This window comes from Streptomyces sp. NPDC088745 (assembly GCF_044751045.1).
Taxonomy (GTDB): Bacteria; Actinomycetota; Actinomycetes; order Streptomycetales; family Streptomycetaceae; genus Streptomyces; species Streptomyces cremeus.
The window spans coordinates 85,913-108,425 of the sequence record NZ_JBIVLB010000009.1 but is presented as its reverse complement, the minus strand read 5'-3'; the positions used below and the strand labels follow the sequence as shown (position 1 = coordinate 108,425).

General features: G+C 75.3%; 21 protein-coding genes. 12 read left to right on the top strand and 9 right to left on the bottom strand.

The window, feature by feature from the left end:
• Positions 1-94 precede the first annotated feature (94 nt).
• The 3 genes from cobG (at position 95) to ACIP93_RS23805 (ending at position 3,644) form a co-directional block, all read left to right on the top strand.
• Complete coding sequence (gene cobG, locus ACIP93_RS23815; protein WP_401761511.1) at positions 95-1,426, top strand: precorrin-3B synthase; 1,332 nt, start codon at positions 95-97, stop codon at positions 1,424-1,426.
• Between the two features lie 68 nt (positions 1,427-1,494).
• A complete protein-coding gene (locus ACIP93_RS23810; protein WP_345226743.1) occupies positions 1,495-2,121 on the top strand; it encodes a precorrin-8X methylmutase in 627 nt (208 codons plus the stop codon).
• Positions 2,118-3,644, top strand: a complete 1,527-nt coding sequence (locus tag ACIP93_RS23805) for a precorrin-2 C(20)-methyltransferase (RefSeq protein ID WP_401761509.1) — start codon at positions 2,118-2,120, stop codon at positions 3,642-3,644. The genes ACIP93_RS23810 and ACIP93_RS23805 overlap by 4 nt, the downstream gene beginning before the upstream one ends.
• A gap of 46 nt (positions 3,645-3,690) precedes the next feature.
• On the opposite strand, the gene ACIP93_RS23800 is transcribed toward ACIP93_RS23805, so the two are convergent.
• Positions 3,691-4,440, bottom strand: a complete 750-nt coding sequence (locus ACIP93_RS23800) for a cobalt-precorrin-6A reductase (protein WP_401761508.1) — start codon at positions 4,438-4,440, stop codon at positions 3,691-3,693.
• Positions 4,441-4,460: 20 nt separating this feature from the next.
• Here ACIP93_RS23800 and ACIP93_RS23795 point away from each other — a divergent pair, with 20 nt between their 5' ends.
• From ACIP93_RS23795 to ACIP93_RS23770, 6 genes are all read left to right on the top strand, one after another.
• Positions 4,461-5,645: a cobalt-precorrin-5B (C(1))-methyltransferase gene (locus ACIP93_RS23795; protein ID WP_401761507.1), complete on the top strand. Its 1,185-nt coding sequence runs from the start codon at positions 4,461-4,463 to the stop codon at positions 5,643-5,645.
• A 733-nt stretch (positions 5,646-6,378) separates the two neighbouring features.
• Positions 6,379-7,860, top strand: a complete 1,482-nt coding sequence (locus ACIP93_RS23790) for an MFS transporter (protein WP_401761505.1) — start codon at positions 6,379-6,381, stop codon at positions 7,858-7,860.
• 110 nt (positions 7,861-7,970) lie between these two features.
• Positions 7,971-9,812: a prolyl oligopeptidase family serine peptidase gene (locus ACIP93_RS23785; protein WP_401761744.1), complete on the top strand. Its 1,842-nt coding sequence runs from the start codon at positions 7,971-7,973 to the stop codon at positions 9,810-9,812.
• Positions 9,772-9,894 carry a hypothetical protein gene (locus ACIP93_RS23780; RefSeq protein WP_345225962.1) on the top strand — a complete coding sequence of 41 codons (123 nt, stop codon included), beginning with the start codon at positions 9,772-9,774 and terminating at the stop codon, positions 9,892-9,894. The genes ACIP93_RS23785 and ACIP93_RS23780 overlap by 41 nt, the downstream gene beginning before the upstream one ends.
• A gap of 92 nt (positions 9,895-9,986) precedes the next feature.
• The gene (locus tag ACIP93_RS23775; protein ID WP_401761503.1) at positions 9,987-11,924 is read left to right on the top strand and encodes a RiPP maturation radical SAM C-methyltransferase; all 1,938 of its coding nucleotides are present in this window, start codon (positions 9,987-9,989) and stop codon (positions 11,922-11,924) included.
• Between the two features lie 44 nt (positions 11,925-11,968).
• Entirely contained in the window at positions 11,969-12,646 is a 678-nt protein-coding gene (locus ACIP93_RS23770; protein ID WP_345225957.1) for a DUF5825 family protein, read from the top strand.
• A gap of 16 nt (positions 12,647-12,662) precedes the next feature.
• On the opposite strand, the gene cobM is transcribed toward ACIP93_RS23770, so the two are convergent.
• From cobM to ACIP93_RS23755, 3 genes are all read right to left on the bottom strand, one after another.
• A complete protein-coding gene (gene cobM / locus ACIP93_RS23765; protein ID WP_345225955.1) occupies positions 12,663-13,412 on the bottom strand; it encodes a precorrin-4 C(11)-methyltransferase in 750 nt (249 codons plus the stop codon).
• Complete coding sequence (gene cbiE / locus ACIP93_RS23760) at positions 13,409-14,635, bottom strand: precorrin-6y C5,15-methyltransferase (decarboxylating) subunit CbiE (RefSeq protein WP_401761742.1); 1,227 nt, start codon at positions 14,633-14,635, stop codon at positions 13,409-13,411. Before cbiE ends, cobM begins: the two co-directional genes overlap by 4 nt.
• Positions 14,636-14,919: 284 nt before the next feature.
• The gene (locus ACIP93_RS23755; protein ID WP_373312619.1) at positions 14,920-14,997 is read right to left on the bottom strand and encodes a 50S ribosomal protein bL37; all 78 of its coding nucleotides are present in this window, start codon (positions 14,995-14,997) and stop codon (positions 14,920-14,922) included.
• Positions 14,998-15,241: 244 nt separating this feature from the next.
• Between ACIP93_RS23755 and pgm the strand changes: the two genes are divergently transcribed.
• Both pgm and ACIP93_RS23745 read left to right on the top strand, forming a co-directional pair.
• Entirely contained in the window at positions 15,242-16,882 is a 1,641-nt protein-coding gene (gene pgm, locus ACIP93_RS23750; protein ID WP_345225953.1) for a phosphoglucomutase (alpha-D-glucose-1,6-bisphosphate-dependent), read from the top strand.
• A gap of 104 nt (positions 16,883-16,986) precedes the next feature.
• A complete protein-coding gene (locus ACIP93_RS23745) occupies positions 16,987-17,364 on the top strand; it encodes a DUF779 domain-containing protein (protein WP_345225949.1) in 378 nt (125 codons plus the stop codon).
• On the opposite strand, the gene ACIP93_RS23740 is transcribed toward ACIP93_RS23745, so the two are convergent.
• On the bottom strand, positions 17,352-18,296 hold the full coding sequence (locus tag ACIP93_RS23740) for a phosphatidylinositol-specific phospholipase C/glycerophosphodiester phosphodiesterase family protein (protein WP_401761500.1): 945 nt from the start codon (positions 18,294-18,296) through the stop codon (positions 17,352-17,354). The two genes, ACIP93_RS23745 and ACIP93_RS23740, sit on opposite strands and share 13 nt — an antisense overlap.
• A 200-nt stretch (positions 18,297-18,496) precedes the next feature.
• On the opposite strand from ACIP93_RS23740, the gene ACIP93_RS23735 reads away from it, so the two are divergent.
• Positions 18,497-18,850, top strand: a complete 354-nt coding sequence (locus ACIP93_RS23735) for a hypothetical protein (protein ID WP_401761499.1) — start codon at positions 18,497-18,499, stop codon at positions 18,848-18,850.
• 5 nt (positions 18,851-18,855) lie between these two features.
• On the opposite strand, the gene ACIP93_RS23730 is transcribed toward ACIP93_RS23735, so the two are convergent.
• The 4 genes from ACIP93_RS23730 to ACIP93_RS23715 all read right to left on the bottom strand — a co-directional run bounded on the left by ACIP93_RS23730 (position 18,856) and on the right by ACIP93_RS23715 (position 22,504).
• Positions 18,856-19,578, bottom strand: a complete 723-nt coding sequence (locus ACIP93_RS23730) for an ABC transporter ATP-binding protein (protein ID WP_401761498.1) — start codon at positions 19,576-19,578, stop codon at positions 18,856-18,858.
• Positions 19,571-20,512, bottom strand: a complete 942-nt coding sequence (locus ACIP93_RS23725; protein ID WP_401761740.1) for an ABC transporter ATP-binding protein — start codon at positions 20,510-20,512, stop codon at positions 19,571-19,573. The genes ACIP93_RS23730 and ACIP93_RS23725 overlap by 8 nt, the downstream gene beginning before the upstream one ends.
• Before the next feature lie 128 nt (positions 20,513-20,640).
• The gene (locus ACIP93_RS23720) at positions 20,641-21,546 is read right to left on the bottom strand and encodes an ABC transporter permease (RefSeq protein WP_345225940.1); all 906 of its coding nucleotides are present in this window, start codon (positions 21,544-21,546) and stop codon (positions 20,641-20,643) included.
• Positions 21,539-22,504, bottom strand: coding sequence for an ABC transporter permease (locus tag ACIP93_RS23715; protein ID WP_401761738.1), 966 nt, complete (start codon positions 22,502-22,504; stop codon positions 21,539-21,541). Before ACIP93_RS23715 ends, ACIP93_RS23720 begins: the two co-directional genes overlap by 8 nt.
• Between the last annotated feature and the right edge of the window lie 9 nt (positions 22,505-22,513).

Here is a 22,513-nt window from a genome sequence, read left to right as displayed (position 1 = left end):
GCGACGGACCGCAGGGTCCGCCACCAGGCATATTAGGCGTACCGGTCAAGGCCCCGGCACCCGGCGGTCGAACAGGAGTCGGCCTCGGGTCGGTATGCTCGCCGCCATGCCCCCGTCCCCCTCTTCGCCGTCGGCCTCCGGTGCGAACTCCGCGCGCACCCGTGGTGACGCGTGCCCCGGGTCCCTGCGGCTGCACCGCGCGGACGACGGGGCGCTGGCGCGGGTGCGGCTGCCCGGCGGCGTCCTGACCGCGGAGCAGGCCGACGTGCTCGGGAAGTTGGCCGGGGAGCTCGGCGAGGGTGACATTCACCTCACTTCCCGGGGCAACGCGCAACTGCGTGCGCTGCCCGCCGACTGCGGCGGTGAACTCGCGCGGCGGCTCGGCGAGTCGGGGCTGCTGCCGTCCGCGCGGCACGAGCGGGTGCGCAACCTGGTGGCGTCGCCGCTGTCGGGCCTGGACGGCCGGGGGAACGCCGATGTGGGGCCGTGGCTGGCGGAGTTGGACGCGCTCCTGTGCGCGAGCGGGCGGGCCGTCGCCCTGTCCGGCCGGTTCCTGTTCGCGCTGGACGACGGGCGCGGTGACGTGGACGCGCTCGGTGCGGACGTGACGCTGCTCGCGCAGGGTGACGGGAACGCGCTGCTGCGTGTCGGCGCTGCCGCCGACGCGGTGCGCGTCCCGGGCGCGTGGGCGGCCCGTGCGGCCCTGGTGGCTGCCGAAACCTTTCTGGACAGTGCGCCGGACGCGGGCACCTGGCGGGTCGCCGAGCTGCCGGCGGGCCCGGACGTGCTGCTGGCACAGGTGGCGCGGAAGCTGGCTGCCGCCCCTGCGCGGACGCCGGGCGCGGTCCTGGCGGGTGCGGCCCGCACCCGGGCTCCGGCACGGCCGCGCGAGGCCGCCGCGCCCGGGTTCGGCGTCGTCACCGGGGGTGCGCCCGGCGCGGCGGCACTGTCGGTGGGGGTGCCCCTGGGACGTGTCGCCGCCGCACAGTGGCGGCTGCTGGCCGACACGGCGCGCAGCCAGGGCGACGGCACGCTGCGCCTGACGCCGTGGCGCGGGGTCGTCGTGCCGGGGGTCGCCCCCGGGCGGGCCGCCGCGCTGCTCGACGCCCTGGGCGCCGCCGGGCTGGTCACCGGCCCCGGCTCGCCCTGGAGCGGCGTCGGGGCGTGCATCGGACGGCCCGGCTGCGCGAAGTCGCTGTCCGACGTGCGGGCCCTGGCGGGGGCCGCCGTGGGCCCCGTGGGAACGCTTCCTGTCTACTGGTCGGGCTGCGCGCGCCGGTGCGGGCACCCGCACGGCGACCGGGTCGACGTCGTGGCCACCGCCGAGGGGCACGAGGTGTCCGTCGTGCGCGGTGCGTCCCGCACCGCCCCCGTCGTGGTCACGGACCGGTCGCTGCCCGCCGCCGTGGCCGCCGCCCGCGGCTGATCCACCCCGGTACTCCGTCTTTTCCCATGCCCGTCCGCAGACCGTCCGCAGAAGAGAGCGACAGCACAGTGCACCAGTACGAGAAGGACGGACCGGCGATCTACCGCCAGTCCTTCGCCACGATCCGCGCCGAGGCGGATCTGGCGGGCCTGCCCGCCGACGTCAGCCAGGTCGCGGTCCGCATGATCCACGCCTGCGGCATGGTCGACCTCGTGCGCGACATCGGCTTCAGCCCGAACGTGGTGGCCGACGCCCGGGCCGCGCTGCGCGCCGGTGCGCCGATCCTGTGCGACGTGCAGATGGTCGCCAGCGGGGTCACCCGCAAGCGGCTGCCCGCCGGCAACGACGTGGTGTGCACCCTGTCGGACCCCTCGGTGCCGGACCTGGCGAAGGAGCTGGGGACGACGCGCAGTGCCGCCGCCATGGAGCTGTGGCGGGACCGTCTGGAGGGCTCCGTCGTCGCCGTCGGCAACGCGCCGACCTCGCTGTTCCGGCTGCTGGAGATGATCGAGGCGGGTGCGCCGCGTCCGGCGGCCGTCATCGGCGTGCCGGTCGGGTTCGTGGGCGCCGCCGAGTCGAAGGACGCCCTGGCGGCGCACGCCTCCGGTCTTGAGCACCTGGTCGTGCGCGGCCGGCGCGGCGGCAGCGCGATCGCCGCCGCCGCCCTCAACGCGATCGCCAGCGAGGAAGAGTGAGCGTGAGCGAGCAGAGCACGGGACGGCTGTACGGCGTCGGGCTGGGCCCGGGCGATCCGTCCCTGATGACGGTGCGCGCCGTCGAGGTCATCGCCGGGGCCGACGTGGTGGCGTACCACAGCGCCCGGCACGGGCGGTCGATCGCCCGGTCCATCGCGGCGAAGCACCTGCGCGCGGACCACATCGAGGAACCGCTGGTCTACCCCGTCACCACGGAGACCACCGACCACCCGGGCGGCTACCGGGCGGCCATGGAGGAGTTCTACGAACAGGCCGCGGCCCGGCTGGCCGCGCACCTGGAGGCCGGGCGCACCGTCGCGGTGCTCGCGGAGGGCGACCCGCTCTTCTACGGCTCGTACATGCACATGCACAAGCGGCTCGCGGACCGCTTCCCCACCGAGGTGATCCCCGGGGTCACGTCGGTGAGCGCCGCCGCCGCCAGGCTGGGCACCCCGCTCGTGGAGGGCGAGGAGGTGCTGACGATCCTGCCGGGCACGCTGCCCGAGGAGGAGCTGACGGCACGGCTCGCCGCCACCGACACGGCGGTGGTGATGAAGCTGGGGCGCACGTTCCCGGCCGTGCGCGGCGCGTTCGAGGCGTCGGGGCGGCTGGCCGAGGCCCGCTACGTCGAGCGCGCGACCATGGACGGCGAGCGCACCGGCGACCTGGCGGACGTGGACGCCGGCTCGGTGCCCTACTTCGCGGTCGCCGTGCTGCCGAGCCGGATCGGTTCGGCGCACACCGCGCAGCCGGTGGAGCCCAGCGCGGGTGACGGCGAGGTCGTCGTGGTCGGCACCGGCCCGGCCGGGCCGCTGTGGCTGACGCCCGAGACGCGCGGCGCGCTGGCCGCCGCCGACGACCTGGTCGGGTACACGACGTATCTGGACCGGGTGCCGGTGCGGCCGGGCCAGGTGCGGCACGGCTCCGACAACAAGGTCGAGTCGGAGCGCGCCGAGTTCGCGCTGGACCTGGCCCGTCGCGGGCGTCGGGTGGCCGTGGTGTCGGGCGGCGACCCGGGGGTGTTCGCCATGGCGACGGCGGTCCTGGAGGTCGCGTCGCAGGAGGAGTACGCGGAGGTTCCGGTACGGGTCCTGCCGGGCGTGACGGCCGCCAACGCGGCGGCCGCCCGGGCCGGTGCGCCGCTGGGGCACGACTACGCGACGATCTCGCTGTCGGACCGGCTGAAGCCGTGGGAGGTCATCGCGGAGCGGCTGCGGGCGGCGGTGTCGGCGGACCTGGTGCTGGCGCTGTACAACCCGGGCTCGCGCAGCCGGACCTGGCAGGTGGGCAAGGCCAAGGACCTGCTGCTGGAGCACCGTTCGCCGGACACCCCGGTGGTGCTCGGGCGGGACGTGGGCGGTCCGGCGGAGAGCGTGCGCACGGTGCGGCTCGGCGACCTGGTGCCGGAGGAGGTCGACATGCGGACCATCCTGCTGGTCGGGTCCTCGCAGACGCGGTGGGTGCGGCGGGGCTCCGGCGGCGAGCAGGTGGTCTGGACGCCGCGGCGGTATCCGGAGATGTGAGCCGCCGGTTCCGGACACGCCGCGGCGTGTCCGGAGGTCCGGCCGCTCAGTTCCGGAGGCGGTGACCCGCCAGCCAGGCGGCCGCCGCTTCCGGGGTGCCGGCCACCGGCACCCCCTCCGGCACGGGCGGGCGCCGCACCACGACCACCGGAATGCCTGCTTCCCGGGCGGCGGTCAGCTTCGGGGCGGTGGCCGCTCCCCCGCTGTCCTTGGTGACGAGGACGTCGATGCGGTGGCGGCGGATCAGGTCCCGCTCGCCGTCCAGGGTGAAGGGGCCGCGCTCCAGCAGGACCTCCATCCGGGCCGGGTGCGGGGCCTCGGGCGCGTCGACCGACCGCGTCAGGAACCACTGCGCGTCCAGCGCGGCGAACGCGGCCAGGCCCATCCGCCCGGTGGTCAGGAAGACCCGCTCCCCCAGCGCGGGCAGTGCCTGTGCCGCCCCGGCCAGTGAGCCGACCGGGTGCCAGCGGTCGCCGTCGGCCGCCGTCCAGCCGGGCCGGCGGAGCGCCAGCAGGGGAACATGGGTCTGCGCGGCGGCGGCGGCCGCGTTGAAACTGATCGTCTCGGCGAAAGGATGGGTGGCGTCGATGAGTACGTCCACCTCGTGGGTACGCAGCCACGCGGCCAGTCCGTCGGCTCCGCCGAAACCGCCGACGCGCACCTCCCCCGGGGGGAGCCTCGGGCTGCTCACCCGGCCGGCGAGGGAGCTGGTCACCCGTGCGGCGGGCTCTGCGGCCACCAGCAGTTCCGCGAGGCGGCGGGCCTCCGTCGTACCGCCGAGGACGAGTATGTGCATCGGGTCCATCCATGGGTGACATGAGCGAGAAGAACGAGAGCGGCGCGTCCGCCGTCGCCGGAACTTCCGGTGCTTCCGGACCTTCCGGTGCTTCCGGTGCCGAGGGCGGGCGCACCGCCCAACTCAAGCACACCGGTCTGCGGCCCGGCTGGACGACCGGGGCCTGCGCCACGGCGGCCGCCACGGCCGCGTACACGGCGCTGCTGAGCGGCGAGTTCCCCGACCCGGTGACCATCACCCTGCCGCGCGGCCAGACGCCCGCCTTCGCGCTCGCCGTGGAGGAGCTGGGCGAGGGCACCGCGATGGCCGGGGTGGTCAAGGACGCGGGCGACGACCCGGACGTCACGCACGGTGCGCTGGTACGGGTGACGGTGCGGCGGCTGCCGCCGGGCTCGGGGGTCGTCTTCCGGGCCGGTCCCGGAGTCGGCACGGTGACGCTGCCCGGACTGCCGCTGGAGGTGGGCGAACCGGCGGTCAATCCGGTGCCCCGGCAGATGATCCGCGAGCACGTGGCGGCGGTGGCCGCCGCGCACGGCGGAACCGGTGACGTGGAGGTCACCGTCTCGGTGGACGACGGCGAGGAGATCGCCCGCTCCACGTGGAACCCCCGGCTGGGAATCCTGGGGGGCCTGTCCATTCTCGGTACGACGGGGATCGTCGTGCCGTACTCCTGCTCGGCGTGGATCGACTCGATCCGGCGGGGCGTGGACGTGGCACGGGCCGCCGGGCACACGCATGTGGCGGGGTGCACGGGGTCGACGTCGGAGAAGACCGTCGTCGCCGAGTACGGCCTGCCGGAGATCGCCCTGCTGGACATGGGGGACTTCGCGGGCGCCGTCCTGAAGTACGTGCGGCGGCATCCGGTGGACCGGCTGACGGTGTGCGGGGGCTTCGCCAAGCTGTCGAAGCTGGCGGCGGGGCATCTGGACCTGCACTCGGCACGCTCGCAGGTCGACAAGGGGTTCCTGGCGGAACTGGCCCTGCGGGGCGGCGCGGACGCCGGGCTGGCGGCGGAGGTGGCCGCGGCCAACACGGGACTGGCGGCGCTCCAGCTCTGCCAGGCGCGGGGGGTGCCGCTGGGGGACCTGGTGGCGGTGGCGGCACGGGACGAGGCGTTGGCGGTGCTGCGGGGCGCGCCGGTGGCGGTGGACGTGATCTGCATCGACCGGGCGGGAACGGTCGTGGGACGCAGCGACGTGCGCTGAGCGCGGGCGGGGGAAAGGCGCGCGCGGCGGGGGGTGCGCTGAACGGGCGGGGCCGAGCATGCGCGGCGGGGGCGCGTGAGCCTGCGCGGGGGAAGGCGGGTGCGGCGGAAGGCGTGGCCGTGGGCCGGTCCTGGGCCTTCCCGTCAGCCCCGCCGCCGGGTCCGCGCCCTCCTGCTCCGGCGGCCGGGACTGCCCGCCCACCTGGACGAACCGCTGTCCCCGGCGGCCACAGTCTCTTCCGGCCAATGATGGCGACGGAAAGGGCTTTCGCCGCCGGACCCGGCAGAGGCCGACCCCGTCCGGGGCGTCGCCGCCGCACGGGCCTCCGCCACCGACGTGCGGTGCGGTACGGGCGGGACAGGGGTTCACCTTCGGGAACGCGCGGGGGTGATCCCGCGCCCGGTCGCCGTGGCCGGTGTGTGCCCGCGTGAATTCGCCCCGCGCGGCCGGTCTCCCTCCCCGGGTGCGCGCCGCGGTCCCGCGGTTCCGTGCGCGGTAAGCCTCGCACGGCGGCATGGACCTCCTACAACCTCCGTGCCCACAAGCGGAATTGAGCCACCCCGGAGCCCGGCATGCCGTCACCGGAGGTCTTGTGGCGTTCGAAGACGGGTGGTTAGGCTCCGGCTCGTTTCAGTTCCTTCGCACTTTCTGCAATTCCTTGAACCAATGGTGAACAGCTCTGCCGTGCCCGCAGAAGCGGTGCCCGGCGTCGTGCAGCCGGAAGGGAGCAGGGGTGGAGGGGACTTCGGCGGCGCGCACGGACCGCGGGACGGTCGCGTCCGGCCCCCCGGCCGGGGTCGCACCGCGCGACGCACGTCTCTTCTGGTGCTCCAGCACGGCCGACGCGCTGGGCAGCCAGGCTTCCGGCGTCGTCCTTCCGCTCCTGCTGCTGTCCCTCGGCCATTCGCCCGCCGCGGTCGGCGGGATCGTGGCGGCGTCCGCCGTGCTCGGCCTGGTCCTGGGACCGCTGGCGGCCGTGCCCGCCGACCGGGGGGCCCGCAAACCGGTGATGGTGGGGGCCGCCTGCACGGCCGCGCTGGCGATGGCCGTCGTGGCCGTCGCGGTCGCCACCGGCCGGCCGCCCCTGGCGCTGGTACTGGCGGGCGTGCTGGTGGAGCGGTTCGCCACGGCGGTGTACGAGGCCGCCGCGCGCGGCACGGTCGCCCTGCTCACCCCGCCCGGAGGATACGCCCGTACGGTGGCGCGCCTGGAGGCCGGGGAGCGGCTGGCCCTCGTCCTGGGGCCGGTGCTCGGCGGCGCGCTGTACCAGGTGGGCCGCGCCCTGCCGTTCGCCCTCGACGCCCTCTCGTACGCGGTGACCGCGCTCTGTGTCCGGTGCATGCGGGCCGACCTGCGCCCGGCGGTCCCGGCCCGGGCGTCGGAAGCCCCGGCGGGCGGGCCGCCGGACGCACGCCCCGGTCCGTCGCGGTCGCCGGAAGAGCGTCCGAACGGGGCCCCGGGCCCGCACCCCGCGGCGGCCTCGGACGCCCCGCACACCGCCCGGTCCGCACGCCCCCCGGCGATCCCGGCCGACGCCGGCCCGGCCCGGGCGCACGTACCGCCCCGCGTCCCGCTGCGCACCGAACTCTCCGCCGGACTGCGGCTCGTGGCGGCCTCCCCGGTCCTGCGCCTGGTGCTCCTGTGGCTCTCCGTCGTCAACGGGGCACTGGCGGCGCTCTCCTTCGGCGTCCTGATCGGCCTCCAGCGCGACGGCCACGGCGGCGCCGCCACCGGCGCGGTCCTGGCCGTCGCCGGGGCCGCCGGCATCGCGGGCGCGCTGGCCGCCCCCTCGCTCGCCGCCCGCGCCGGTGACGTACGCAGCGTCCGCGCGGTGACCTGGCTCCTCGTACCGCTCACCGCGGCGCTGGCCGCGACCGGCTCGCCCTGGTGGCAGGCGGCCCTCTTCGGCGGGATCTGCCTGGTCATGCCCGTCGCCACCGTGGTCCTCCAGTCCCGGGCCGTCGCCGCCGTCCCCGTGCGCCTCCAGGCCCGCGCCGGGGCGGTACTGGCCACCGGGGCCGGCGCGGCGGCCGCCCTGGGGCCCGCGGCGGCGGGTCTCCTCGCCGGGTTCGGCGCGGCGGGCCCCGCGCTCGGCTGCGCCGGGACGCTGCTGGCGCTGGCGGCGTACACCACCCGGAGCCGCGCCCGCACGCTCGCCGCCCCTCGCGGCGGACAGCAAAGGTCGGCCGGCGACGGGACCGGGGGCGCCCCGTGACGGCCGCCGCCGGGGCCGGGCCCGGCTCGACCGCGCCGCGGACGCCCGCTCCCCGCTACCGCGTCTTCCGCGCGGCCCTGCCCGAGGTGTGCGCCGCGGACCCCGCCCGTATGGTGTTCACCGCCGACGCCGACGGCCGCTGCGAGGTCTTCACCTGGCACGCGGCCACCGCCTCCGCCCGCCGGGTCACCGACCGGCCCGGCGGCACCTTCCACTGCTCGATCGACGCCGACGCCCACGTGTGGTGGTTCGAGGAGGACGCCCACGGAAGCGGCCGGTGGCGGTTCCGGCCCTTCGACGGCGGGCCGGCGCGCGACGGCCTGCGCGGGACGCCCGAGGGGCAGGCACGCGGGCTCGCGGTCAGCGCCGACGGAGCAGTCGCCCTGGCACTGGACGACGGGGCCGGCACCACCGTGTACCAGGGCCCCCGCGGCGGCGCCGCCCGCCCGGTCGCCCGGCTGCCGTACCAGGCGTCCTTGACCGGCATCAGTTCCGACGGGGAGTTGCTGGCCGTCGGCGGCCAGGCCCGCTCCTCGCGGGCGGTCACCGTGCTCCGCGCCTCCGACGGGACCCGCATCGCCCGGCTCCCCTGCGGACAGGGCGCGTTGTGGTCCCTCGGCTTCACTCCCCGGCCCGGCTCCCAGGAGCTGCTGCTCGTACGGGAGGACGGCGGACGCTACCTGCTGGCCACCTGGCGGCCGGGCGGGGAACTCGTCACCCACGCCTGGGCCTCGTTCGACACCGAGATCACCGCACGGTGGCGGCCCGACGGCCGCGGCGTCCTGATCCGGCAGGACCGGCACGGACGGAGCATCCTGCACCGCGCCGACCTGGACGCGCGCGGCCTCAGCGTCCTGCCCACCGCGCCCGGCACCCTCCTGGACGCCGCCGAACACGCGGGCGGCGACCTCCACACCCTCTGGACCAGCACCGCGGAACCCCCGCGCGCCCTCTCCAGCGCCGGCACCCCGCTGCCCGCCCCGCCCCGGCCGCCGGCCCCCCTGCCCGGGGTGTCGCGCGACCTGTGGACCCCGGGCCCCGACGGCGACCTGCACACCCTGGTCACCCTGCCCGAAGGGGCGCGCGGCCCGGTGCCCACGGTGTTCCTCGTGCACGGCGGGCCCGCCGACCACGACCGGGACGCCTACGACGGCACCGTGCACTCGCTGGTGGCCTCCGGTTTCGGCGTCGCCCGGGTCAACTACCGGGGCTCCACCGGGTACGGGCCCGCCTGGCGGGCCGCGATGACCGAGGGCGTCGGTCTCACCCAGGTCGCCGACCTGGCAGCCGCCCGCGCCGACCTCGTGGAACGCGGCTGGGCCGACCCCGGCTCCTGCGCCCTGTGGGGCACGTCGTGGGGCGGCTACCTCACGCTCCTGGCGCTCGGCGTGCGCCCCGGGCTCTGGCGGGCGGGAGTGGCCGTGAAACCCGTCGCCCACCTCGCCCTCGCCCACGCCGCCACCACCCCGGCGCTGCGCGCCCTGGACGAACGCCTCTTCGGCGGCACCCCGGAGGAACTCCCCGAGCTCTACGCGCGCAGTTCGCCGCACACCTATCTCCCGCACCTCGACGCCCCGCTGCTGATCGTCGCGGCGCGGCACGACGCCAAGTGCCCGCCCGGCCAGGTACTGGCGTACACCGACGGCCTGACGCGGCAGCACAAGCCGCACGACGTCCTGTGGCTGGACACCGGCCACGACGGCTACGACGGCGCGGACCACGTGCGCGCCCTGCGCGCGGCCGTCGTCTTCCTGGACCGCACCCTGCGCGGCGGCCCGGCCCCCGGCCGCCGTCGCACCGCCCCCACAGCATCCCCCGCCACCCGGCGCGGGGAGTCCGGCCCCGCGGAGCACGCCGCCGTACCGGCCGGAGGCAGCACACCGCACCATCCCACGGAGAGGACGACCCACCATGCAGAAGGACATCATCCACAACGACCCGCTCGCGGGTGACGAGGAGAACCGCAAGCCGAGCGTCGGCATCACCGTCACGGTCCCCTTCCGCAACACCGAGGAAGGCCAGGACGAGGAGTAGGGGCAGCCCCCTCCCGCTCTGAAGGGCCGGTCCGGGGCGTCCGCGCCCCGGACCGGTTCCGCCCCCTCCCCCGCCACCCAAGGAGTGCCCCCGTGCGTGTCCTGCTGGTCAACATGCCCTGGTCGCCCATCGACCTTCCGTCGCTCGCCCTGGGGATACTCAAACGCAGCGTCGACGAGCGCGTGCCCGGCGCGTCGGCGGCCGTCCTGCACGCCAACCTCGAATTCACCGACTGGATCACCGAGCGCACGGAGTTCACCGCCGACGACTACGAGTACTACGCGCTGTCCTCGTACTTCATGGGCTGCGGCGACTGGGTGTTCTCCTCGGCGCTCTACGACGATCCGGCGTGGCGGGAGAAGGAGTTCACCGAGACCATGCGGACCCGGCTGAACAGGGCCCGCATGAAGATGTCGCACGAACTGCACGCCGTGGTGCCGGAGTTCGTCGACGCGATCGCCCGGCGGATCGTCGCCGAGAGCCCGGACGTGGTGGGCTTCACCTCCACCTTCCAGCAGAACACCGCCGCGCTGGCCGCCGCCAAGCACGTCAAGCGGCTCGCGCCGCACATCAGGACGGTCATCGGCGGCGCCAACTGCGACGCCGAGCAGGGCGCCGCCCTGCACCGCAACTTCGACTTCGTGGACTTCGTCGTACGGGGCGAGGGCGAGGCGGCGTTCCCGCGGCTGCTCACCGCGCTCGGCGGGGACGACGACCTGAGCGGCGTCCCCGGGCTGTGCCGGCGCACCGACGACGGGCAGTCCGTCGCCAACCCCATGGCGACCAGTCCGCTGCCGCCCGCCACGATCCTGCCGCCCGACTACAGCGGCTACTTCGAGCGCCTCGCCGCCTCGGTCGCCCGCAACTGGGTCGAGCCGAAACTCGTCGTCGAAGGCGCGCGCGGCTGCTGGTGGGGCGAGAAGCACCACTGCACGTTCTGCGGCCTCAACGGCTCCTTCATGCAGTTCCGCAGCAAGAGCCCGGACGTCTTCTACGACGAGATCATGGACCTGGCGCGCAAGCACAAGGTCCTCGACATGTACGTCGTCGACAACATCCTCGACATGGGCTACCTCAACACCGTGCTGCCCCGCATCATCGAGAGCGGCTACGACCTGCGCCTGCACATCGAGATCAAGGCCAACATGCGCCGCAGCCAACTGCGCACGCTCTCCGACGCGGGCCTGATCTACGTGCAGCCCGGCATCGAGAGCCTCAACAACCGCGTGCTGGACCTGATGGACAAGGGCGTCAGCGGCTGCCAGAACGTGCGGATGCTGCGCGACGGAGCCGAGACCGGGCTGTCCGTCTCGTGGAACTACCTGCACGGCTTCCCCGGCGAGAGCGCCGAGGACTACGACGGCGTCATCGGCCAGATCGCCGCCCTCGAACACCTCGATCCGCCCGTCGACCTCTCCGCCCGCATCGCCATCGAGCGCTTCAGCCCGTACTTCAACCGCCCGGAACTCGGCTTCGACGGCCTGCGCCCGGAGGCGCACTACCGCTTCACGTACGACCTTCCCGAGCAGGAGCTCTACGACCTGGCGTACGTCTTCGAGGCCCCCGAGCGCGGCATCTCCGAGCCCACGGTCTCCGCCCTCAACGACGCCCTCGCGCTGTGGAAGAAGCACCACGCGGACGCCCGCCTCACCCACACCGACCTCGGCGAGCGCATCGTCCTGGTCAGCAGGCGGCGCGCCTTCGACTGGCGCACGAAGGAGCTCACCGACCCGTTCGAGGTCGTCCTCTTCCGGCTGCTGGACCAGCCGCACACGCCCGCCGCCCTCCTCCGCAAGGCGACCGCACGGGTCCGGGACCACGGGCGCACCGAGGCCGACGTCGAGGAGCTGCTCGCCGCGTGGGTCCGCCTCGGGCTGGTCTTCACCGACGCCGGGCAGTACGTCCACCTCGCCCCGGCGGCCGTCAACGAGGACCTGCTGCGCCTGGACTTCATGCGCCACCTGCACGCGGCCCCCGCACCGGATGCGGCCGGGGAAGCCGCCACGGACCGCACCCCGGTGCCGGCCTGACCCGGCCCGCAGCCCTCCCCGACCCGAGACGAAAGGCCGCCGCCATGGACACCGCCGCCCCCTGCGAACCGACCTCCCCGCTCACCGTCACCGCCTGGCGCGACTACGACGAGGCCGCCTGCGCGCTGCCCGGCATGCTGCTGGGCGAGGTCGAGCTGACCGGCCCCGCGGACGCGGAGGCCGACCGGCTCTGGGACAGCGGGGCCCGCCGGGTCCGGCTCGCCGAGCCCGTCGACCTCACCGCCACCGACGGCCCGGCGGCGGCCCGCCGCACCGTGCGGGCGCTCAGCCTGGTCCGTGACCTCACCGCCCGCGCCGTACTCGTCGAGTGGGACCTGCGCCTGGACCCGGCCCGCCCGGACGACACCCTCGTCCTCAGCCACCTCCAGCCGCCCCGGACGCTGCACGGCCACCCCGGGCCCGAAGCCGCGCTGGCCGCCTGGCGCGGCGGGCACTACCTGGGCAAGTGCCTGTGGCGCGACGGCCCCGGCTTCTTCCAGATCCGCGACCGGCGCTGGGGCAACCTCCAGCGCTTCACCGCCGACGAACCGCACTACCGCACCGCCGTGGACGCGCTCGCCCGGGGAGCCCACCCGGACGACGTCCCCCGGGACGCCCTGGACGACTTCACCGAGGAGCGGCTCGTGCTGCGCCTGGGCCCGCTGGCCTGGTGGGTGCCGTACCGGGTGAGCCGGTGGACGCAGGAGGCCATGGCGATCTGAGCGGCGCCGCGCCCGTTCAGCACACGTGGCGGTCCCTGGACGGGGAGTAGAGGTGGCTGTCGTGGAACTGGGCCGCGCCCAGCGTGCGGCCCACCATGATCACGGCGGTGCGGAGCACCCCGGCCTCCTTGACCTGCGCCGCGATGTCCTCCAGCGTCCCCCGGAGCACGATCTCGTCCGGCCGGGAGGCGTAGGCGACGACGGCGGCCGGGCAGTCGGTCCCGTAGTGCGGGACGAGTTCCGCGACCACCCGGTCCACGTACTGCGCGGCCAGGTGCAGGACGATCAGCGCCCCGCTGCGGCCCAGGGTCGCCAGGTCCTCGCCCTCGGGCATGGCGGTGGCCCGCTGCGCGATACGGGTGAGGATGACGGTCTGGCCGACGGTGGGGACCGTCAGCTCCCGCTTCAGGGCGGCCGCGGCCGCCGCGAAGGCGGGGACGCCCGGGATCACCTCGTAGGGGATTCCCGCCTCGTCCAGGCGGCGCATCTGCTCGTTCACCGCGCTGAAGACCGACGGGTCGCCCGAGTGGAGCCGGGCGACGTCCTGGCCGGCCCGGTGCGCGGCGAGGAGTTCGGCGGTGATCTGCTCGATGTCGAGCTGCGCGGTGTCCACCAGCCGGGCGTCCGGCGGGCACTGGGCGAGCAGCTCGCGCGGAACGAGGCTGCCCGCGTACAGGCAGACGCCGCAGGAGGCGAGCGTGCGGGCGCCGCGCACGGTGATCAGGTCGGCCGCGCCGGGGCCGGCGCCGATGAAGTACACGGTCATGAGGGGTCTCCAGAGAGGTTCGGGGAGGGCTTCGTGACGGACCACTGCGTGACCGGCATCGCCTGCCGCCACCCCGTGAACCCGCCCACCGGCACCGCGTGCGCCACCGCGAGCCGCACCAGGTCGCCGCCGTGGCGGCGGTGCCAGGAGGCGAGCAGCGCCTCGGACTCCAGGGTGACGGTGTTGGCGACCAGCCGGCCGCCGGCCGGGAGCGCGTCCCAGCAGGCGTCCAGCAGGCCGGGCGCGGTGAGCCCGCCGCCGATGAAGACGGCGTCGGGGGCGGGCAGACCGGTGAGGGCGTCGGGGGCCCGGCCGGTCACCACGCGCAGTCCCGGCACGCCGAGGCGGTCGGCGTTGCGGGCGATGCGTTCCGCGCGCACCGGGGCGCGCTCCACGGTGACCGCCCGGCAGGACGGGTGCGTACGCATCCACTCGACGGCGATGGAACCCGAGCCGCCGCCGACGTCCCAGAGCAGTTCGCCGGGGGCGGGGGCGAGCGTGGCGAGGGTGGCCGCGCGGACGTGGCGCTTGGTGAGCTGGCCGTCGTGCTCGTAGGCGTCGTCGGGGAGGCCCGGTACGGCGCCCAGCCGCAGGGCGCCGGGGGTGCGGGAGCAGTCGACTGCGATGACGTTGAGGGGGTCGCCCGGGGCGTGCGTCCAGGTGTCGGCGGTGCCGTCGGCGCAGTGCTCGTCCTCGCCGCCGAGCTGTTCCAGTACCCGCATCCGGCTCGGCCCGAAGCCCCGCTCGCGCAGGAGGTCCGCCACGGCCGCCGGGGTGTCCGGGCCGGCGCTGAGCACCAGGACGCGGCGTCCGTCGTGCAGGGCGGCCGCGAGGCGGGCCGCCGGGCGGCCGACGAGGGTGACGACCTCGGTGTCCTCCAGCGGCCAGCCGACGCGCGCGCAGGCGTACGACACGGAGGACGGGTGCGGCAGGACGTGCAGCGCTTCGGGGCCGAGGGTCTCGGTGAGGGCGCGCCCGATGCCGTAGAACATCGGGTCCCCGCTCGCGAGGACCGCGATCCGGCGGCCCTCGTGGGCGGCGATCAGCCCGGGGACGGCGGGGCGCAGCGGCGACGGCCAGGAGACGCGCTCGCCCGCGCAGGAGGGGGGCAGCAGGGCGAGCTGACGCGGTCCGCCGATGAGGACCTGGGCGTCCTGGAGCACGGAACGTGACCGCTCGGGGAGGCCCGGCCAGCCGTCCGCGCCGATGCCTATGACGGTCACCGCAGGTGGGGCGGGGGGTGCGGGTGCTGCGGTGGTCACGGACGGTACCTCGGTGCTCGGGGGACGACGCAGCCGAAACTCTACTGTCCGCATGTCGCGCCCTTCCGCGCAGGTGTACGAAACGGGGAGGGCGGGCGAGCGGGCGCGCGGGGCTGCTCCGCCTACGGGCGGGGCCGCCTCCGTCCGTGCGCGCCCGGGGCCGGCACGCGAAACGGCGCCCCTCCCGGCCTGCCGGAAGGAGCGCCGTGACGGCACCACGTCAGCGGTGGTTCAGCGCTGACGGCTCAGCACTGGGGACGGCTGCCGTGGTTGGCGCCGTTCTTGCGACGGGCCCTCTTCTTGCGGCGGCGCTTCGACGACATGGTGCCTCTCCTCACGTTCGACGGATCTGTGCCTCGTCGTCGAGTCTCCACCCGTCCGACCGGGTGTTCCACTCGTCGACATCGGCCCTGCTACCCGCCGCAACGAGAGTCACTCCCGTCGCGTTACGACTCGTCTCATGACGAACACGCGTGCGTGCACGCACCCCCTCCCATCCGGGACAATGTGTCGAGAACGTGCCGACCGCACTGCGACACACATGACACACATGGAGGTAACGGGCGGATGCCGCACCAACGAGCGGGACAGCAGACCCGGCCGGAAGATCTCGTCGACGTCTCCCGGCTGGTGACCGCGTACTACGCGCTCCACCCCGACCCCGCCGAGCCGCGCCAGCGGGTCGCCTTCGGCACCTCGGGCCATCGCGGTTCCTCGCTCAACACGGCGTTCAACGAGGACCACATCGCCGCGACCAGCCAGGCGATCTGCGAGTACCGCGCCCAGCAGGGCATCGACGGGCCGCTGTTCCTGGGCGCCGACACGCACGCCCTGTCGGAGCCCGCGAAGGTCACCGCGGTCGAGGTGTTCGCCGCCAACGGGGTACGGGTGCTGATCGACGCGGCGGACGGCTACACGCCCACGCCCGCGGTGTCGCACGCCGTCCTGACGTACAACAAGGGCCGGACGAACGGTCTCGCGGACGGTGTGGTGGTCACCCCGTCGCACAACCCGCCCGCCGACGGCGGCTTCAAGTACAACCCGCCGAACGGCGGCCCGGCGGGCTCCGACGCCACCGGGTGGATCCAGGACCGGGCCAACGAGCTGATCGCGCACGGCCTCAAGGGCGTCCTCCGCGTGCCGTACACCCGCGCCCTCGCCGCCGACACCACCGGGCGGTACGACTTCCTGGGGACGTACGTCGCCGACCTGCCCTCCGTGCTCGACCTGGACGCGGTCCGCACGGCCGGGGTGCGCATCGGCGCGGACCCGCTGGGCGGCGCGGCGGTGGCGTACTGGGGCCGCATCGCCGAGCAGCACCGCATCGACCTCACGGTGGTCAATCCGCTGACCGACCCGACCTGGCGCTTCATGACGCTGGACTGGGACGGGAAGATCCGGATGGACTGCTCGTCGCCGTACGCGATGGCCTCGCTCATCGAGCAGCGCGAGAAGTTCCAGATCGCGACCGGCAACGACGCGGACGCCGACCGGCACGGCATCGTCACGCCCGACGGCGGGCTGATGAACCCCAACCACTACCTGGCCGCCGCGATCTCCTACCTGTTCGCGCACCGCGAACAGTGGGCGGCGTCCGCCGGGATCGGCAAGACGCTGGTGTCGTCGTCGATGATCGACCGGGTGGCCGGCGACCTGGGGCGCACGCTGGTGGAGGTGCCGGTGGGCTTCAAGTGGTTCGTGGACGGGCTGAGCGACGGATCGCTGGGCTTCGGCGGCGAGGAGTCGGCCGGTGCGTCGTTCCTGCGCCGGGACGGCTCGGTGTGGACGACCGACAAGGACGGCATCATCCTGGCGCTGCTCGCCTCGGAGATGCTGGCGGTCACCGGGCGTACGCCGTCGCAGAGCTACGCGGACCTCACCGCGCGCTTCGGCGAGCCCGCGTACGCCCGCATCGACGCGGCGGCCACCCCCGAGGAGAAGACGGTGCTCGGCAGGCTGTCACCGGAGCAGGTCGGCGCGGACACCCTCGCGGGCGAGCCGGTGACGGCGGTGCTGACCGAGGCCCCCGGCAACGGCGCGGCGCTCGGCGGCATCAAGGTGACCACCGAGAACGCCTGGTTCGCGGCCCGCCCCTCGGGCACCGAGGACGTCTACAAGATCTACGCGGAGTCCTTCCACGGCGCGGACCACCTGGCCCGCGTCCAGGAGGAGGCCAAGGCGGTCGTGTCGGCGGCACTCGCCGGCTAGCGGCCGCCCGGGGGGCCGTGGCCCCTCCCGCGGGGTGTCGGAGACGGCGTCCGGCAGGGATGCTGGGCGGTGACGACCGACCGATTGCGAGAGGGGCTGTGCCCATGAGTTCCGTCCCCGAGGTCCAAGAGGTCCGGCAGGCTCCCCTCGTGGAGCTCACCCCGGAGGCCGCCGGTCTGGTGCGGCGGCTGCGGGAGGCCCACGGGCCGCTGATGTTCCACCAGTCCGGCGGCTGCTGCGACGGCAGCGCCCCCATGTGCTACCTGGACGGGGAGTTCCGCACCGGCGGCTCCGACGTCCTGCTCGCCTCCCTGGCCGTGGAGGGCGTCGAGGAGAGCGTTCCGTTCTGGATGTCGACGCGCCAGTACGAGGTGTGGCGGCACACCCGGCTGATCGTGGACGTGGTGGAGGGCAGGGGCAGCGGCTTCTCCCTGGAAGCCCCGGAGGGGGTGCGCTTCCTGATCAGGTCTCAGGTGATCTGACCGCCGTCGGCCGGTCCGGGTCCGGACCGGCCGGGGCGGCGCCCGCCGGCCTGCGGGTCGTACCGGCGCAGGAACTCCTCCAGGGCGTCCAGGTCGTCGGTGTTGACGTGGTCGACGCGGGCGTCCAGCAGGGCGTGCCACAGGGCGTCGCGCGCCGGGCCCGGTGCGTCGGGCGTGCCCCAGAAGCGCAGGCGCCGGCCCCGGCGGTGGGCGCCGCGTACGAGGGCGTGCAGGGCGTCCCGTTCGGCGCGCGGGAAGGGGCCGGTGCCCGTCCAGCTGAAGCTGTCCGCCCAGTCGGCGCTGACCAGCGGGATGAGCGAGGGCGGGGCCGGGGACGCCAGGTCGGGCAGGCGGCCGTCGAGGAAGGCGTACCGGGTGCGCTGCGCCGCCATGGGGGCGCGGGCGGCCCGGTCGCCGGAGACGACGGCGCTGACCGCGCCGAGCCGCACGCGCCCGCCGCCGTACGTACTGAGCATGCGCCGGTACGGGTGCAGCCTGCGGTGGAGTTCGCGGTACGTCGCCGCTCCCTGCGTCTTGATGTCGACCAGCAGGTGCACCGGGCGGCGGTGTCCGGGGTGGACGCTGCCGTGGTGCGCGCGCACCCGTGCGGCGAGGGGGTCGAGGTAGAGCGCTTCGAGGGTGCGCGCGGGGTCGGCGTCCGCGAGGTCGTGGGCGACCAGGAGCCGGCCCTCCACCAGGTGGACGTCCGCCTCGAAGCTGGTGAAGCCGTGGTCGAGGGCGTCCAGGAGGGGGCGTTCGTGGAGGTAGTCGTTGTGGGCGTGGGCGCGCCGCAGCGGGCGCTCCGGACGCGGGCGGTCCTGTGCCGCGTACGGGGAGCCCGCGGCGGACAGGGTGCTCGCCCAGCCGGCCGCGCCCACGAGTGCTCCGGCGAGGGTCGCGGCGGCGGTGCGCCGGGTGGTCAGGGACGCCATGGGGCGGGTGCCTCCGGGGTCGGCGAAGGGTGCGCGAGGACATCGGGCTGCGGCAGAGTATCCGCCCGGGGCGGCCCATGTGCCAGGCGGTGACCGCGAGTTCGCGCCACGGTCGCGGCCGTCGGGCGTCGACGCGGGGCCGGGGCCGGAGGGGCGGGCCCGGTGGATCATCCGTGCGAACCGTCTGAAAGAGTGCTCGCATGGTCCTCACAGGTGAGCTGTCCACGCATGTCCCCGGCCCGCGCCGCAGGAATCTCCTGATCGCCGCCGTCGTCGCGGCGGCCGTCCTCGCGACGGCGACCTGGGTCCTCATCGCCCGGTTCAACGAACGGCCGCCGTGGGCCCAGAACGTCGGTTACGAGGCCGGGTACTACCGGGGCCAGCAGATCCGCAAGACGGACCGCACCGGCGACAAGGTGAAGGAGGCCGTCGCCGGGGGCTGCGCGAGCGCGGTGGCCGACGGCGGCAAGAAGGCCGACGACGCTCCCGAGGCGTGGGTACGGGGCTGCCTGGACGCCGTGCGGGGCAAGCCCAGCAACCCCAACGGGGCCTGAGCCGGTCAGCCCGCCACGACGACCGGGGCGGCGTCCCCCGCCGGCGTGGCGGCGCCGCCCGCGGCGGCGGCCCCGGCGGTGATCTCGTCCCAGCGCACCGTCCGGTCGCACCAGCGTTCCAGCAGCACCCGGTCGTGACCGACCGTCAGCAGCCCGGCGTGGTGGGCGCTGCGGTAGTCCTCGACGACGGCGACCAGGGCGGCGGTGGTCGAGGCGTCCAGCATGGCCGTCATCTCGTCGCACACCAGCCAGCGCGGTTTGAGCACCAACGCCCGTGCCAGACAGGCCCGTTGCAACTGGCCGTCGCTGACCTCGTGCGGGCGGCGGCCCAGCAGGTCGTCGCCGAGGCCGACGGTGTCGCTCAACTCGGCCACCCGCGACGCCACTTCGTCGCGCCGCCCGTTCGCGCGCAGCGGCTCGGCGATGAGGTCGCGCAGCCGCAGCCGGGGGTCGGCGGAGAGCCGGGGCTGCTGGAAGACGACGCCGATCGCGGTGCGTTGGGCGCGGGGCGCCCGGTGCCGCCAGCCCCGGACGCGGGTCCCGTCGAGGGTGACGGTGCCCGCGTCGGGGCGGTGCAGCAGCGCGGCGACGCGGGCGAGGGTGGACTTGCCGCAGCCGCTGGGGCCCAGGAGCCCGACGGACTCCCCCGGCCGCACGGTCAGGTCGGCGTCCCGCACGACGGGGCGGCCGCGTTCGTATCCGGCGGTGACGGCGGCGAGTTCAAGCACCGGTGTGCTCCTCGGGGAAGGGATGCGGGGCCCGGCCGGCGGCCCTCCGGTCCGGCGGGTAGTGGCAGGCGATGCCGTCGGCGAACACGGGCTGGGCGTCGCAGGCTTCGGCCGCGTGCGCGCAGCGGGCGGCGAAGGCGCAGCCGCGCGGCAGGTCGCCGAGCTCCGGCGGCATGCCGGGGATCGGGGTGAAGTCCCGCTCGGGGAGGGCGGCGAGGAGCCCGCGCGCGTACGGGTGCCGGGGGCCCGGGGCGCCGAAGAAGGCCCGGGCGTCGGCGAGTTCGACGATGCGGCCCGCGTACATGACGGCGATCCGGTCGGCGACGCGCTCGGCGGCCGCGAGGTCGTGGGTGATCATCAGCAGGGCGTGGCCGGCGTCGACGTGGCGGCGCAGTTCGTCCACGGTGCGGTGCACGAGGTCGCGGTCGAGACCGGTGGTGGGTTCGTCGGCCAGCAGCAGGGGCGCGTCGCCGACCAGGGCGAGGGCGGTCGCCGCGCGCTGGGCGAGGCCGCCGGACAGCTCGTGCGGGTAGCGGTCCAGGTGTCCGGCGGGGAAGGAGGCCCGTTCGGCGGCGGCGAGCACCGCCTTGTCCAGATCGGGTTTGCGCACCCCGGTGAGCTCGCGGAGGGTCTCGCCGAGCTGGTCGCCGACGGTGCGCACCGGGGTGAGGTGGGCGGCCGGGCTCTGCGGCACGAGTCCGACGCGCCTGCCCCGTACCGTGCGGGCGAGGGTCTTCTCGTCGGCGGCCAGCAGGTCGGTGTCGCCGAGGAGGGCCCGGCCGGCGGTCTGGGCGTTGCCGGGGAGCAGCCCGAGGAGGGCGGAGGCGAGCACGGACTTGCCGCAGCCGCTCTCGCCGACGAGGGCCAGGCACTCCCCCGCCGGGAGGTCGAAGGTGGCCGCGGTGACGGCGGCGATGTGGCGGCCGCCGCGCATCCGGAACCGTACGGACAGGTCCCGTACGGCGAGAACGGGCGCGGTGGCGGGCGCGGTGTCCGCGGGCCGCGCGTCGGACGCCGCGGCGGGCCGCGTGCCCGGGGCGCCGGCTCCGGCGGGACGGGTGGTCACAGCATCAGCTCCGATCGGCGGCGCGGGTTGATGCGCTCGCGCCAGGCGCCGGCGAGGCCCGCGATGGCGAGCGTCGGGACGATGAGGAAGAGGCCGGGGAAGAGCGTCGGCCACCAGTCCCCCGCGAGGAGCGAGCTACGGGCGGTCTGGATGAGGTTGCCCAGGCTCGCCTGGTGGCTGGGCAGGCCCAGGCCCAGGAAGGACAGTGCCGATTCGTGCCACATGGCGTGCGGCACCATCAGGACGGCCGCGAGTGCCGCCTGCGGCATCACCCCGGGCAGCAGGTGCCGGACGATGACGCGCAGCCGGGAGGCGCCGCCGGAGACCGCCGCGTCGATGTACGGGCGCGAGCGCAGCGACAGCACCTCGGAGCGCACGATGCGCGCCGTCGACAGCCAGTGCGTGAGCGCGACCGACACGATGACCGGCCACACCCCGGGGCGGAACATGGCGACGATGAAGATGCCCAGCAGCAGGTGCGGCACGGAGGAGAAGGTGTCGACCAGGCGCATGACGATCCGGTCGACCCAGCCGCCGAAGGCGGCCGCCGCCGCGCCGACGGCGGTGCCGATGACGGTGGCGACGAGCGCGGCCACCAGGCCCACCAGCAGCGACACCCGCAGCCCGTAGACGCAGCGCAGCAGCAGGTCGCGGCCGACGTCGTCGGTGCCGAAGGGGTGCGCCGGGGACGGCGGCCGGAGCCGCAGCGTGAGGTCGACGGCCTGTTCGTCGAGGTTCACCAGCGGCGGCACCACCAGGACGGCGAGCGCCACCAGGGCGACGATCACCGCGGAGGTGCGCACGCGCAGGGTGCGGGTGGAGCGGCGGGTGCGCCCGTGGGCACGCCAGTGCGTGCCGTCGTCCGTGCGCGACGCCTTTGCGGCAGTGGCCGTGTCAGCCATCGAAGCCCACCCTCGGGTCGGCGATTCCGTACAGGAGATCGGACAGCAGGTTTCCCGCCAGCACGGCGGCCGTGGCGAGCACGGTCAGCGCGGCGAGCAGCGGGAAGTCGACGGAGGTGGCGGCCTGCACGGTGGCGGCGGCGATGCCGGGCCAGCTGAAGACCGTCTCCACGAGGAGTGCCCCGGTGATGAGCTCGGGGACGCGGGAGCCGACCAGGGTGAGCGCGGGCAGCATGCCGGAGCGCAGGGCGTGCCCGAAGAGCACGGTGCGCTCGCTGGTGCCGCGGGCGCGCGCGCCGCGGACGGGGTCCTCCTCCAGGGCGTCGGCGACGCCCTGGCGTACGTACAGGAAGAACCACGGCAGTTGGGTGATGCCGAGCACCAGCGCCGGCAGCACCAGGTGCGAGGCGACCTGGCCGAGGGTGACGGTGTCGCTCGCGGTGTCGGTGAGCCCGCCCGCGGGCAGCACTCCGAGCTTCAGGGCGAAGAACCACATGGCGAGCAGCCCGAGCCAGAAGGCGGGCGCGGCCTCCAGGGTGTACGCGGCGGAGCCGGCGCCGCGGTCGAGCCAGCCGCCGGGGCGGCGGGCGGCCAGTACGCCCAGCGTGGTGCCGAGCACGATGGCGACGGCGAACGCGGTGGCGGCCAGCAGGGTGGACCAGCCGAGGCGTTCGGTGATGACGTCGGCGACGGGCTGGCGCATCACGCCGGAGTCGCCGAGGTCGCCGGTGACGGCGGCGGTGAGCCAGTTCCACCAGCGGGCCACCAGCGGCTGGTCGACGCCGAGGTTGGCGCGCAGCTGGTCGAGGTTGGCCTGCGAGGAGGTGAGGCCGGCGGTGCCCGCGTACGCCTTGACGGGGTCGAAGGGGGACGCCTCGGCGACCGCGAAGACGCCGAAGGTGACGACCAGGAGGACGGGGACGGCGAACAGGGCCCGCCGTCCCGCCATCCGCGCCATCGGTCCCCA

What these genes read in the sequence shown, in the direction of transcription:
- cobG (WP_401761511.1), top strand. Translation starts at nt 95, where the DNA reads ATGCTCGCCGCCATGCCCCCGTCCCCCTCTTCGCCGTCGGCCTCCGGT.
- ACIP93_RS23800 (WP_401761508.1), bottom strand. Translation starts at nt 4,440, where the DNA reads ATGCACATACTCGTCCTCGGCGGTACGACGGAGGCCCGCCGCCTCGCG.
- ACIP93_RS23795 (WP_401761507.1), top strand. Translation starts at nt 4,461, where the DNA reads ATGAGCGAGAAGAACGAGAGCGGCGCGTCCGCCGTCGCCGGAACTTCC.
- ACIP93_RS23785 (WP_401761744.1), top strand. Translation starts at nt 7,971, where the DNA reads ATGGTGTTCACCGCCGACGCCGACGGCCGCTGCGAGGTCTTCACCTGG.
- ACIP93_RS23780 (WP_345225962.1), top strand. Translation starts at nt 9,772, where the DNA reads ATGCAGAAGGACATCATCCACAACGACCCGCTCGCGGGTGACGAGGAG.
- ACIP93_RS23770 (WP_345225957.1), top strand. Translation starts at nt 11,969, where the DNA reads ATGGACACCGCCGCCCCCTGCGAACCGACCTCCCCGCTCACCGTCACC.
- cobM (WP_345225955.1), bottom strand. Translation starts at nt 13,412, where the DNA reads ATGACCGTGTACTTCATCGGCGCCGGCCCCGGCGCGGCCGACCTGATC.
- ACIP93_RS23755 (WP_373312619.1), bottom strand. Translation starts at nt 14,997, where the DNA reads ATGTCGTCGAAGCGCCGCCGCAAGAAGAGGGCCCGTCGCAAGAACGGC.
- pgm (WP_345225953.1), top strand. Translation starts at nt 15,242, where the DNA reads ATGCCGCACCAACGAGCGGGACAGCAGACCCGGCCGGAAGATCTCGTC.
- ACIP93_RS23745 (WP_345225949.1), top strand. Translation starts at nt 16,987, where the DNA reads ATGAGTTCCGTCCCCGAGGTCCAAGAGGTCCGGCAGGCTCCCCTCGTG.
- ACIP93_RS23740 (WP_401761500.1), bottom strand. Translation starts at nt 18,296, where the DNA reads ATGGCGTCCCTGACCACCCGGCGCACCGCCGCCGCGACCCTCGCCGGA.
- ACIP93_RS23735 (WP_401761499.1), top strand. Translation starts at nt 18,497, where the DNA reads ATGGTCCTCACAGGTGAGCTGTCCACGCATGTCCCCGGCCCGCGCCGC.
- ACIP93_RS23725 (WP_401761740.1), bottom strand. Translation starts at nt 20,512, where the DNA reads ATGCGCGGCGGCCGCCACATCGCCGCCGTCACCGCGGCCACCTTCGAC.
- ACIP93_RS23720 (WP_345225940.1), bottom strand. Translation starts at nt 21,546, where the DNA reads ATGGCTGACACGGCCACTGCCGCAAAGGCGTCGCGCACGGACGACGGC.
- ACIP93_RS23715 (WP_401761738.1), bottom strand. Translation starts at nt 22,504, where the DNA reads ATGGCGCGGATGGCGGGACGGCGGGCCCTGTTCGCCGTCCCCGTCCTC.